Annotated in this window: 11 protein-coding genes; 4 read left to right on the top strand and 7 right to left on the bottom strand. The window is 48.7% G+C overall.

From position 1 onward, the window contains the following. Window positions 1-78: 78 nt before the first annotated feature. Entirely contained in the window at window positions 79-708 is a 630-nt protein-coding gene (gene yfcD, locus ACL9RG_RS00335; RefSeq protein WP_422790580.1) for an NUDIX hydrolase YfcD, read from the bottom strand. A 312-nt stretch (window positions 709-1,020) separates the two neighbouring features. Here yfcD and yfcG point away from each other — a divergent pair, with 312 nt between their 5' ends. Both yfcG and ACL9RG_RS00325 read left to right on the top strand, forming a co-directional pair. Beyond that, entirely contained in the window at window positions 1,021-1,644 is a 624-nt protein-coding gene (gene yfcG, locus ACL9RG_RS00330) for a GSH-dependent disulfide bond oxidoreductase (RefSeq protein WP_422790579.1), read from the top strand. Window positions 1,645-1,785: 141 nt separating this feature from the next. Further along, window positions 1,786-2,679, top strand: a complete 894-nt coding sequence (locus ACL9RG_RS00325; RefSeq protein ID WP_422790578.1) for a TIGR01777 family oxidoreductase — start codon at window positions 1,786-1,788, stop codon at window positions 2,677-2,679. Between the two features lie 396 nt (window positions 2,680-3,075). On the opposite strand, the gene ACL9RG_RS00320 is transcribed toward ACL9RG_RS00325, so the two are convergent. Continuing rightward, on the bottom strand, window positions 3,076-4,284 hold the full coding sequence (locus ACL9RG_RS00320; protein WP_422790577.1) for an FAD-dependent oxidoreductase: 1,209 nt from the start codon (window positions 4,282-4,284) through the stop codon (window positions 3,076-3,078). An 821-nt stretch (window positions 4,285-5,105) separates the two neighbouring features. Beyond that, the gene (locus ACL9RG_RS00315; RefSeq protein ID WP_422791150.1) at window positions 5,106-6,698 is read right to left on the bottom strand and encodes an ABC transporter substrate-binding protein; all 1,593 of its coding nucleotides are present in this window, start codon (window positions 6,696-6,698) and stop codon (window positions 5,106-5,108) included. A gap of 126 nt (window positions 6,699-6,824) precedes the next feature. Between ACL9RG_RS00315 and pepT the strand changes: the two genes are divergently transcribed. Continuing rightward, complete coding sequence (gene pepT / locus ACL9RG_RS00310) at window positions 6,825-8,063, top strand: peptidase T (protein ID WP_422790576.1); 1,239 nt, start codon at window positions 6,825-6,827, stop codon at window positions 8,061-8,063. A 71-nt stretch (window positions 8,064-8,134) separates the two neighbouring features. Here pepT and ACL9RG_RS00305 read toward each other — a convergent pair whose 3' ends face one another. Further along, window positions 8,135-9,025, bottom strand: a complete 891-nt coding sequence (locus ACL9RG_RS00305) for a LysR family transcriptional regulator (RefSeq protein WP_422790575.1) — start codon at window positions 9,023-9,025, stop codon at window positions 8,135-8,137. Between the two features lie 126 nt (window positions 9,026-9,151). On the opposite strand from ACL9RG_RS00305, the gene ACL9RG_RS00300 reads away from it, so the two are divergent. After that, window positions 9,152-9,973, top strand: coding sequence for a nuclear transport factor 2 family protein (locus ACL9RG_RS00300; protein ID WP_422790574.1), 822 nt, complete (start codon window positions 9,152-9,154; stop codon window positions 9,971-9,973). 70 nt (window positions 9,974-10,043) lie between these two features. On the opposite strand, the gene hisP is transcribed toward ACL9RG_RS00300, so the two are convergent. The 3 genes from hisP to ACL9RG_RS00285 are packed head-to-tail and all read right to left on the bottom strand — an operon-like array spanning window position 10,044 to window position 12,258. Next, window positions 10,044-10,817 (bottom strand): histidine ABC transporter ATP-binding protein HisP, encoded by a 774-nt coding sequence (gene hisP / locus ACL9RG_RS00295; RefSeq protein WP_422790573.1) that lies wholly within the window; start codon window positions 10,815-10,817, stop codon window positions 10,044-10,046. 41 nt (window positions 10,818-10,858) lie between these two features. Beyond that, entirely contained in the window at window positions 10,859-11,575 is a 717-nt protein-coding gene (locus ACL9RG_RS00290; protein ID WP_422790572.1) for an ABC transporter permease, read from the bottom strand. Next, complete coding sequence (locus ACL9RG_RS00285) at window positions 11,572-12,258, bottom strand: histidine ABC transporter permease HisQ (RefSeq protein WP_422790571.1); 687 nt, start codon at window positions 12,256-12,258, stop codon at window positions 11,572-11,574. The genes ACL9RG_RS00290 and ACL9RG_RS00285 overlap by 4 nt, the downstream gene beginning before the upstream one ends. Window positions 12,259-12,357 lie beyond the last annotated feature (99 nt).

The raw sequence follows: 12,357 nt of genomic DNA, 5'->3' as shown, positions 1-12,357 counted from the left end.
CGACAGGCAGGATTATCAATAAAAAATTATTCTACGCCAGCGGCAATAACGAGAACTACCGCTGGCGTTAAGTGAATCTTACTCTGGATTGTTCACATCTTTTTCAACGCCAGAAAATGCAGAATCTAGCGGTTCTAAAGGCTCAGCGGCAATCACTCGCGGCTCGGCACTTAACGGCTTACCATGATCTTTCTCATTGTTACGACTCATCCATAAAGATAACGCTTTCAATGAATCTGGCGTGAACTCATCACAACGCGCCGTGATCTCTTCAGGACTCATCCAACTGACTTCATCCACTTCTTCCTCCTGCAAAGCAAAAGGACCGTGTGATACACAGCTAAAGAGTGCGCCCCAAACTCGGCATCCTGTCTCTTCAAAATAAAACATGCCATGCTCAGCAAAAGGCACGCCTGCAATACCCAGCTCTTCTTCTGCTTCGCGACGCGCTGAGTCCAAAATGTTCTCACCGCTTTGAACAACACCGCCTGCCGTAGCATCTAGCCAGCCAGGATAAAAATCTTTCGTCTCGGTTCTACGCTGTACAAGAATATTTCCCATGCCATCATGCACCACTATATAGCTGGCGCGATGACGCAAGTTTTGAGCACGCATTTGTTGCCGACTAGATTGGGCAATCACTTCATTTTGCTCACTGACGATATCAACCCACTCTTCGCTTTCGGGCTGGTGTACTTGTTCCGTCATCCTATGAAACCTTCTCGCTGAGCGCGTAGTTGTCGCGCATTTATTTTTCACCAGGGTGCACTGATTCTATCTGTCTCAGTCGTATGTCATCAATAACAACTTATGTGCTTGTACAAGATAAAAGTTATAGTTGCAGGGTTGACAAACTATCAAACTAATCTGACATTGCCTGCTATCATTAGCATTTCTGTTACTCTATTAGACTAGAACAAATATTTAAAAAGCTGCTTGTCAGGCAAATATCCGCATCCAGCCCATCTGCATAACAGCATCAACGCTGATGGATGAAATACAAAATACGCAGGAGGCAATATGATCGACCTTTATTACGCACCAACACCCAATGGTCATAAAATCACCTTATTCCTTGAAGAAGCAGGGCTGGCTTATCGTCTTTATCGCATCAATATCAGTGCTGGCGATCAATTTAAACCCGAGTTTTTAGCTATCTCCCCTAATAACAAAATTCCAGCAATTGTTGACCATCAACCCGTTGATGGCGGCGCACCGATTAGCGTGTTTGAATCGGGTGCTATCTTGCAATATCTGGCGGAAAAAACAGGGAAACTGCTCAGTAAAGAGCTGCGTGAGCGCACCGCCACATTACAATGGTTGTTCTGGCAAGTCGGTGGATTTGGTCCGATGCTCGGGCAAAACCACCATTTTACCCACTTCGCGCCACAGCCTGTTCCTTATGCCATTGAGCGTTATCTGCAAGAAACTAAACGCTTATACGGCGTATTAAATACCCAACTGACGAAAAACGCCTATCTGGCTGGCGAGCATTACAGCATAGCGGATATTGCCACTTACCCTTGGGCCGTTTCACATGAACGCCAACGCATTGACCTGGAAGACTATCCAGCAGTCCGCAACTGGTTTGAGCGCATCAAAAACCGCCCCGCAACGCAAAAAGCTTACGCACTGGCTAAATAAGCTCAATACCTCGTCCACCGGCGACTCGTTGGTGGACTTTTTTTTGCGAGCCCCCTTCTGATTGTCATGTAAAACATCTACATTCAGCTATGCTGATGTATAAGGTTAAATTTATGTTAACTCATGTTCAGGAAGGTGATTATGCAGATTTTGATAACCGGTGCGACCGGGCTTATCGGACGCAAACTCACTGAGCAACTCCTCAGTCAATCCCATCAAATTACCGCGTTAACGCGTACGCCAGAGCGAGCACAAAAGATACTTGGTGCCAGTGTTACGCTGTGGCACACCCTGGCGGATAAAACATCGCTCGATGGTTTTGATGCCGTGATTAATCTGGCCGGCGAACCTATTGCCGATAAGCGCTGGACGAAAGAACAAAAACACAAACTGTGCCACAGTCGCTGGCAGCTTACTGAGCGACTCGCTCAGTTGATTAACGCCAGTAAAAAACCGCCAGCGGTATTGATTTCGGGTTCAGCGGTGGGCTATTACGGCGATCAAGGGCAATCGGTGGTTGCCGAAGACGAGCCGCCAAATAAGCAATTTACCTGGCAGCTTTGCGATCGTTGGGAAGCCTTAGCTCTGGCGGCCGAAAGCGATAAAACCCGCGTTTGCCTGTTGCGTACCGGCATCGTTCTGGCCAAAGGCGGTGCGCTGGCAAAAATGAGTCTGCCATTTCGCGTAGGTCTCGGTGGGCCTTTCGGCGACGGTCAACAATATATGCCGTGGATCCATATCGACGATATGGTCAATGCTATTATTTTTCTACTAACCCATGAAACCTTAAACGGTCCATTCAATCTGGTTTCTCCCTATCCCTCGCATAATGAACAGTTCAGCGCAACATTAGGGGAAGTGCTACATCGCCCAGCCTTTATGCGTGTTCCCGCCAGCGCAGTACGCCTGCTCATGGGCGAATCAGCGATATTGGTACTGGGAGGTCAGCGGGCAATCCCGCGGCGATTAGAAGACGCCGGGTTTGTATTTCAATATTCAGAGTTGAAGCTAGCGCTGGAGAACGTTTTAGTTTGAGGCCAGGCAGAGCCTCACTGGCGGCGAAAATTTCAATGTTCAAGCTTAACCAAGCTTGGTAGGGTTTTATTAAAACCGGAATGGTGTAAATTTCGGTTCTTTAAATGCGGCGTTCAATGTGGCCTTACTGTCCGAACCGACATAAGAGGAAAAATGGGCTTTCCTCTTATGAATCTCCAGCCCTTTTAATACATTAGCATCCGATCCAGTGGAATCCATGTTTCAGTCACTTCCGTTATCGCAGCGGCACCTGAAACATAGCCTAATTGAAATCCTGTATAACACATTGAAAAGGCGAGGGATGCCGAAGGGTTCCGCCCGGTATAAACCGAAACATTCGCAGCTCTAAGATTTTCCCAAACTGTATCAAGCACAGTTATTGCTTGATAAATCGTCCTAATCTCGCTCTTGATTCATTTCATTCATTAGAGCGGCCATTTGTTTAGCCCCATCCTCTGAGATACATAAATCCAGATTAGCATCGCTTTGCTCGGCAGCGGGTTTGGAATAGGCAAACATCTTGGCTTCATAGATGCTAATAGCCTCGGCATAGTCATCGGCATTTAGCACAGCACGGGCTAATTCCACGGCATCAAGCATCGCAAGGTTTGCGCCTTCACCGGCAAAGGGTGACATCAGGTGCGCGGCATCGCCTATCACCGTTACATCCGGTCGGCTACGCCAAGTCAGCCCAACAGGCAACATGTTAATAGGACGCAGTTGGAAACTGTCGTCACAAACACGGATCAGATTAGTTAAATGCGTCGCCCAATCAGAGAACAGCGCCAGTAGTGCATTGCGTGCTTCTTCAGGTTGGTCGAGCGGGAGGTTTAATGCCGCTAAAGCCTCCTCAGGAAGTCGCAGCGCAATATAAATTCGTATTCGACCATCGCCATTACGCTGTGCCATTAACCCTTTGTTGTCAGACAGGGCGCAAAAAGAACCTAGTCCAACCATTTCAGCTATTTCTGGATGACGATGTTCAGCATCAGGAATACCAATTTCGACAAAGCTCACACCGGTATAATGGGGATTAACATCAGACAAAAGCGCGCGAACGCGTGACCACGCCCCGTCTGCCCCTACCAAAGTACCAGCATGGATACGTAAGCCATTGTCGAAATGAAGCAAATGACCACCGCTGACAGCAATCTCACTGGCCGTGAGCTTATGCCCCCAACGCACCGTGCCAGGATGTAAAGAATCGAGTAATAGATCACGAAGCTTGGCGCGATCCACTTCTGGCCGCTCAAAATTATCTGGCGTACTGCTGGGATCGGCGCTCTCCTGCCAATACACAAGACCTGCCTTGTCGACAATACGCAGTCCCTGCCCTTCAGGACGAGCAATCGCCCGAAACGCATTCTCCAATCCCGCTTCCCTAAGCGCCAGTTGTCCCGATTCAACATGCATATCAAGCGAACCACCCTGACCGCGAGCATCTCGAGCAATATCCGCTTCGAAAATAACGACAGCCATCCCGTGTTTTTGCAGAATACGTGCCAACGTTAGCCCACCCAGCCCGGCACCGACGATAACAAACGGATAAAACTCAGGTGTTATTGCAATTGCCGCGGTTGCAGATGCTTTCTCGCTATAGATCATTAAGTGCCCAATCAATATTGCTTCGGTTTTGTAAAACCGGGAAACGGTGAAGATTTCGGTTTATTCAATCTAGACAGCGATTGTACGTTTTTTTCAAGCTTAACCAAGCTTGGTAGGGTTTTATTAAAACCGGCATCGTGAATATTTCGGTTCTTTAAATGCAGTGTTCAATGTGACCTTGCAGTCCGAACCGACATAAGAGGAAAAGTGGGCTTTCCTCTTATGGATCTCCAGCCCTTTTAATACATTAGCATCCGATCCAGCGGAGGCCATGTTTCAGTCACTTCCGTTATCGCGCAAATGCCAGCCTTCCAGGCTCCCCGTCTCCGGGTTCAAGCCAACGATAATTCCATTGTCTTTCACCACTCTACCGGTGGCATTTTGAGTGCGCTTAGCGGCTTTTAAGGTCAAGTTCAAAGGCAGAGGCAGAGGCAGAGGCAGAGGCAGAGGCAGAGGCAGAGGCAGTTTATCTTTTGAACTTAAAAAACCATTGAGGCGCACTCAAAATTTCACTGACGAGCGGTGGAGAGACAGCGAAGTGTTTATTGAGCTGGCTCGAATCCGAGGAAGGGATGGCGGAGCCATGAAATTTGCGCCTGTCGCAGCGGCACCTGAAACATAGCCTAATTGGAATCCGGTATCACACATTGAAAAGTCGCGGGATGCCGAAGGGTTCCGCCCTGAACCCTTCGGTCGGTTTCGGCTACAATGCCAAAGTAATCGCTATACTTGAGCAAACCGAAACATTCACTATTCTAAGATTTTACCAAACCGTATCAAGCACGGTCATTGCTTGAAAAACCACCCCAAGCCCGGTCTGGCTACTTTATATCGGTTTGATAAAAAATATGTTTCCCGAACGGGTCGACTTCATAGCCGGTGACCTCTTTGCGTACAGGCTCAAAGATTGTCGAGTGGGCAATCATGACCGCTGGCGCTTGATCGTGCATCATTTGTTGGGCTTGCTGATATAACTCAACACGCTTTTGATGATCGGTGGTTTCTTTAGCTTCACTGATCAACTTATCAAACGGCGGGTAACACCATTTGGCTGAGTTGGAACCACCTTGCGCTGCTTTACAGGTAAACAGCGGGCCAAAGAAGTTATCTGGGTCGCCATTCGCTGTGGTCCAGCCCATCAGCGCGGCCTGATGTTCACCATTGCGGATACGGGTTTGGTATTCGCCCCATTCATAGCTAATGATATGCGCTTTAACGCCAATTTTCGCCCAGTCTGCCTGAATCATCTCGGCCATACGACGTGCATTAGGGTTATAAGGCCGTTGTACCGGCATTGCCCACAGGTCGATATCAAAACCATTCGGGTAACCCGCTTCCGCTAACAAGGCTTTGGCTTTTTCCGACGAGTAAGGGTAGTCAGCGATGGCATCATCTGCACTCCATACTCCCGGTGGCAGCAGGTTTTTAGCTACCGTGCCGGTGCCATGAAATACCGCATCAATAATCGCCGCTTTATTTATTGCCATAGTCAGCGCCTGGCGCACTTTCACATTATCCAGCGGCTTCTTTTGAGTATTGAATGACAGGAATCCGGTGTTTAACCCTGATTTACTCATCAAGTTAATGTCTTTATTGGCGCGTAAACGATCGAGGTCTGCCGGATTCGGGAATGGCATTACCTGGCACTCGTTTTTCTCCAGCTTCGCCATACGTATTGAGGCATCTGGCGTGATGCTATACACCAAGCGGTCAATCTTGGATTTACCCTGCCAATATTCAGGGAAGGCTTGATACAAGATACGGGTATCTTTTTGGTACTGCACCAGCTCAAATGGCCCGGTACCAATTGGTTGCAAATCAACCTTCTCCGGCGTACCGGCTTTAAGCATGGCATCTGCGTATTGCGCGGATAAAATTGAGGCGAAATACCAGCTAAGATCGGCGATAAATGGTGCTTCAGGACGGGAAAGATTGAAGCGTACCGTATAATCATCCACTTTATCGATGCTGCCGATCAAGTTAGCCATATCCAGGCTACTAAAATTGAGATAGGTGCCGTTAGAGACGTTGTGGTAAGGGTTGTTGGGATCCTTCTGGCGCATAAACGAGAAAATCACGTCATCAGCATTGAAGTCGCGGGTTGGCGTGAAAAGTTTATTGCTCTGAAACTTCACCCCTTTGCGCAAATGAAAAGTATAGGTTTTGCCATCAGGGCTGATATCCCAACTTTCCGCCAGACTCGGGATAAGATCTGTGGTGCCTGCTTTGAAATCGACCAAGCGGTTATAGATAGGTACCGCACTGGCATCAACCGAGGTTCCCGCGGTATAGAGTTGAGGGTTGAACAACTCTGGCGAGCCTTCTGAACAGTAGACCAGCGTTTTTGCCGACGCCCCTGCCATCATGCTTAAGGCCAGCAGCCCTAAGCTCAGTTTTGTTATTTTTCTTGTCATCATTATTCCCTGTCAGCGAATGTTTATAGATTTATTTCATCAGACACCTGAAGAAAAATAGATTAACATCCAAGCAACACTTGGCAATATTCCGCGCTATATAAAAATATTATTTAGAGAACTAAGATGCCGACACCACTCGCAAAACAACTCACCGACCGCTTCTTCCGTTATCTGGCGATCTCTTCACAAAGTGATGCCAGCGCGACAACCTTACCCAGCACGCCAAGCCAGCACGATATGGCCGCACTGCTGGCGCAAGAGTTACACACGCTGGGCTTAGTCGATATCGAAATTGATAATTATGCGACGGTGACCGCTCGCAAGCCTGGTACAAAAATGGGTGGGCCACGTATTGGTTTTATCACCCATATTGATACCGTCGATGTTGGGTTAAGCCCGCATATCCACCCGCAAATCTTGCCATTCACCGGTGAGGATTTGTGTCTAAATAAAGCCGAGGATATTTGGTTACGCACCGCAGAACGGCCAGAAATCCTGCCTTATAAAGGTCAGGATATTATTTTCGGTGATGGTACCAGCGTACTTGGCGCAGATAATAAAGCTGCGGTAACCGTCGTGATGACCCTGCTGGAAAACCTGACTGACGAGCAGCAATATGGCGATATCGTTGTCGCCTTTGTGCCCGATGAAGAGATTGGCCTGCGAGGTGCCAAAGCGCTTGATCTACGCCGCTTTGACGTCGATTTTGCCTATACCATCGACTGTTGTGAGCTGGGCGAAGTCGTCTATGAAAACTTCAATGCCGCCTCCGCCGATATCACCTTTACCGGGGTCACTGCTCATCCAATGTCGGCCAAAAACGTACTGGTCAACCCGCTATTGATGGCGCATGACTTTATCAGCCATTTTGACCGGCAGGAAACGCCAGAAAATACCGAAGGCCGCGAAGGTTATGTGTGGTTTAACGATATCAGTGCCAATCAGCAAGGAGCAAAACTAAAAGTCAGCATTCGCGATTTCGACAGTGCCAGTTTTGCCGCCCGTAAGCAGAAGATTGAGCACGTTGCCAAGATAATTGCCGATCAATATCCTACGGCGCAGGTTGCGGTAAGTATTAGCGATATCTACAGCAACATCAGCAGCGCTATCGGTGAAGACCGCCGGGCGATTGACCTGATTTTTGCCGGATTAGAAGCCATCGGCGTTGAACCAAAAGTGATCCCAATGCGTGGCGGCACCGACGGCGCCGCGCTGTCGGCCAAAGGGTTATTAACGCCGAATTACTTCACCGGTGCGCACAACTTCCATTCCAAATATGAATTCTTACCGGTGAACTCATTTATCAAATCCTATGAGCTCACCGAACAAATCTGCCTGTTGGCAGCGAAAACGCAAGGCTGAGAGTCGCCATGAGATGATTTATGCCAGCCAATTTGCCGGCTGGCATAAACAGATAATGATTCATGCGCCTATTAACCAAAGTCAGAGAATGCTGACTGATGCCGAGCTAACAATACCTTGAGAAACTCGGCGACTACACGAATACGTAGTGATTGCCGTAAATCAGCCTGAGTCACCAGCCAAAGATCCTCAGAAAATACCTGTTCAGATGGGATGACTTGAACCAAATCATCGTTTTCTACCGCTAAAAAACAAGGCAGCAACGCTAAGCCTATTCCCGCTTTTACCGCCGCATATTGCGCCGCAACGCTGGTTGTCACCAATGCGGGATTGAGATCATAAGCCCGCTCTGCCAGCCACGTGGCACTCGGTAAATGAGCGAAGGACTTATCCCACACCACAAATCTACGCCCGCCAACGGGCGGAGTTTCTTCTGGCGGATGCTGACGCAGATAATCAACAGATCCATATACCGCAGACGCCATTGATCCCAATTTTTGAATCACCAGATTGCCATGCGAGGGGCGTACCAAACGCAGTGCCAGATCGGCCTCATAACGGGGTAAATCAACCATATCCGTACTGGTAATGATCTCTAAACACAGATGTGGGTAGCGTGCGGAAAACTCGGGTAAGGCCGGAATAATCAAACTGACAGCCAAAGTTTCGGCGGTGGCCAATCTAACAACGCCGCTCGCACTGTTATCAAGTCCCGTTAATCCCTTTTCCAGCGCCATAATGCTGTCTTCAACCGCCTGAGCGCGGCGTAAAACATCCTGCCCCCGGTCGGTCAGAAAATACCCGGTCGCGTGACGAACAAACAGTTGAGTACCGAGACTCTCTTCCAACGCAGTAATTCGCCTCGAGACCGTTGATTGGCTGACATGCAACGCAGCCGCCGCGCCGGTCAGACTGCCTGTGCGGGTCACGCTCAGGAAATAACGTAGATCATTCCAGTCCATATTTTCTATTTTTGGAAACCTTATTGCCGATTTTGTCTGTAGTTTTGCATTAAGTGATTAATGATAATTCAAATAGCGACGCGCCGCTATTTCCCCCACTCCCCTATATTTCAGGAACAATTCATCATGGCAATAAACAATGTTCTTCTCTCACCACAGCCCCTGATCCAAAACTATTTCGCGGCGTTCTCTCGTGGTGATATTGCAGGCGCGCTCGCACTCATGACTGAAGATGTCGTGTGGCATATCGATGGCACGCTGCAAGTATCTACCGTTGGTCTGCTGCGTGGGAAAACTCAGGTAAAACAGTGGCTGGCGTCATTCCCGATACACTTCCAGCCACACGCCTTCAGCATCGATCGGCTCATTGAGTCTGATGATACGGTGATCGCACTGGGTCGTTTTCGCCACACAATCATTAGCAGCGGCCATACTATCGATAGCGATTACGCAATCCGCTTTACGCTGCGAGAAGGATTGATTGCTCGTTATCAGATTTTCGAAGACTCTGCGTTATTGGCTCGCGCTTTCGATACCGCCGATCTTTATCACCAGCAGCAAATCCGTATCAACGGAACCCGCTATGCTTATCGCGATCGTGGTGAAGGACCCGTAATGATGTTTGTTGGTAAGGGACGGGCTAATCGGACAGATGTCGATCAATATATTGAGCCATTGATCGCAAACTATCGCTGTATCCTTGTCGATATGCCGGAGAAAAATAAGCACGCGCACGCTTTAAATCAGTCGGAATATCATGATATTGCAGAAGATTTAGCCTTGATGATCGAAGAGCTCTCACTCGGGCCCGTTATCTTTATTGAAATGGGTAGCAAAGCAGAGATAGGCGCTTATCTTACCGCCCAGTATCCGAGCTTAGTGAATCAATCAATACCTATTGCCGAAGGTGAAAATATCCCGTCATTACTGGCAGAAAAATATAAATAGACCAGAAGATTGAATATAAAAAAGGCCGCCAATCTCGGCGACCTTTTTCTTCATCAAAAGTGTAAAACGCTTATTTCAGCGCGCCAGACAGGAACTGCTGTAAACGCGCGCTTTTCGGGCTGCCGAACACGTCACTAGGGTGACCTTGTTCTTCGATTTTGCCTTGGTGTAGGAAAATGACATGGTTAGACACGTGACGAGCAAACTCCATCTCGTGCGTCACCACCACCATGGTTTTCCCTTCTTCGGCAAGCTTTTGCATAATACGCAGCACTTCGCCCACCAGCTCAGGGTCCAGCGCCGAGGTTGGCTCATCGAATAACAGCACCTCGGGTTCCATCGCCAACGCACGTGCAATAGACACACGTTGTTGCTGACCACCGGAGAGGTTTACCGGATATTTAGCCCGCGCACGCTCATCGATGCCGACTTTATCGAGATAACGCACCGCACGCTCTTTGGCTTCCGCTTTACTCAGGCCAAGCACCTGAATAGGCGCTTCCATCACGTTCTCCAACACTGTCATATGGCTCCACAAATTGAAATGCTGGAAAACCATCGTCAGTTTAGTACGCAACAGTTGCAGCTGTTTTTTGTCGAAAACTTTCAGCTGTCCGTCGGTATCACGCACCATACGGATATCCTGATTATTTACGCTGATCGAGCCTTCGCTCGGCTTTTCAAGAAAGTTGATGCAGCGTAAAAACGTACTTTTACCCGAACCCGATGAACCGATAATACTGATGACATCGCCCGCATTAGCTTGCAAGGAAACGCCTTTCAGCACTTCGTGTTCACCGTAGTTTTTATGTAGATCAATGACTGCTAATTTATGCTCTGCCATGTTGTTTCCCGCACAGGTTTACAGTTTTATAGTTTTCACGGTTAATGACTGGATTGCGGCTTAATATGCGCCAGCCAGCGTTTTTCCGCCTTGCGGAACAAACTGATCAACACAAAAGAAATGACCAGGTAAATCACCGCCGCAATGCCAAAGGCATAGAACGGCTGATAAGTCGCAGAGTTAATATCACGGGCCACTTTCAAGATATCCGGCACCGTTGCCGTAAAGGCCAGCGACGTCGAGTGCAGCATCAGGATCACTTCATTACTGTAAGCAGGCAACGCCGTGCGCAGTGCCGAAGGCAAAATGATGCAGGTATATAGCTTGAAGCGTGAGAAACCATAAGCATTTGCGGCTTCAATCTCACCATGCGGTACCGCGCGAATTGCACCGGCAAAAACCTCGGTCGTATAAGCACAGGTGTTAAGCGTCAACGCTAAAATAGTACAGTTCAGACCGCTGCGGAAAAATGCATTGAGGAAATCGGTCTGACGAACAATTTCCAAGCTATACATACCGGAATAAAACACCAGCAACTGTACATACAGCGGCGTACCACGAAATACGTAAGTGAACAGCCAGATAGGCAGGCGAATGGCGCGATTAGAGGACACTCGCCCGACGGCCAAAGGGATCGCCATCAAACCGCCCATCACCACTGAGCTGACTAACAGCCACAGCGTGACCGCCAACCCGGTAAAGCGATAGCCATCGCTCCACAGTAACGACATACCATATTGGTGCAGGATATCCATCATAGCTCAGACCTCTTCACGCCCAGCGAATAGCGACGGTTAAGCCATAAAAGCACACCGTTGGATACCGTGGTAAACACCAAATAAATCACCCCTGCGACGATAGCAAAATAGAACGGTTGGTAAGTGCCCTTGCCCGCCAGTTGCGTCGCCTTAACCACATCTTCCAGCCCCAGTAATGAGACCAACGCCGTCGCCTTCAACACCACTTGCCAGTTATTGGCAATGCCTGGTAAGGCATAGCGCATCATCGCCGGGAACAAAATGCGGCGGAAAATTTGTGCATGGCTAAAGCCATAGGCCACAGCCGCTTCGATTTGACCGCGAGGTACCGCCAAAAACGCACCGCGAAATGTTTCGGTAAAATAAGCGCCGTAGATAAAGCCCAGCGTGATAATCCCCGCGCTGAGTGGATCAATATCTATTTGACTCATTCCAAGGAATTCAGTCACGTTGTTTAACGCGATCTGCAATCCATAAAAAATCAGCAGCATTAACACCAAATCGGGAACGCCACGAATTAACGTCGTGTAACCGGTAAAGACGCTGGAAATTATACGGTTTTTAGACAGTTTCCCGCCTGCGCCGATAAGCCCAATCACCACGGCAAGCAGCACCGAGGAAAGCGCCAACTCCAGGGTAACAAGGGTTCCCTGAATAATTACGTGGGAATAGCCATAAAACATGGTCTTGTCCTGTCTTAGCAGTAAATCGGACGCTGTTGTGCAAGCGTATGGGGCTTCACTAAACGTGGCCTGTCCCTATTGGCACAGGCCACCACTTAC

The sequence above is a fragment of the Rouxiella sp. Mn2063 genome (assembly GCF_049319665.1).
GTDB lineage: Bacteria > Pseudomonadota > Gammaproteobacteria > Enterobacterales > Enterobacteriaceae > JBMOUD01.
This window is presented reverse-complemented; position numbering and strand designations above follow the sequence as displayed.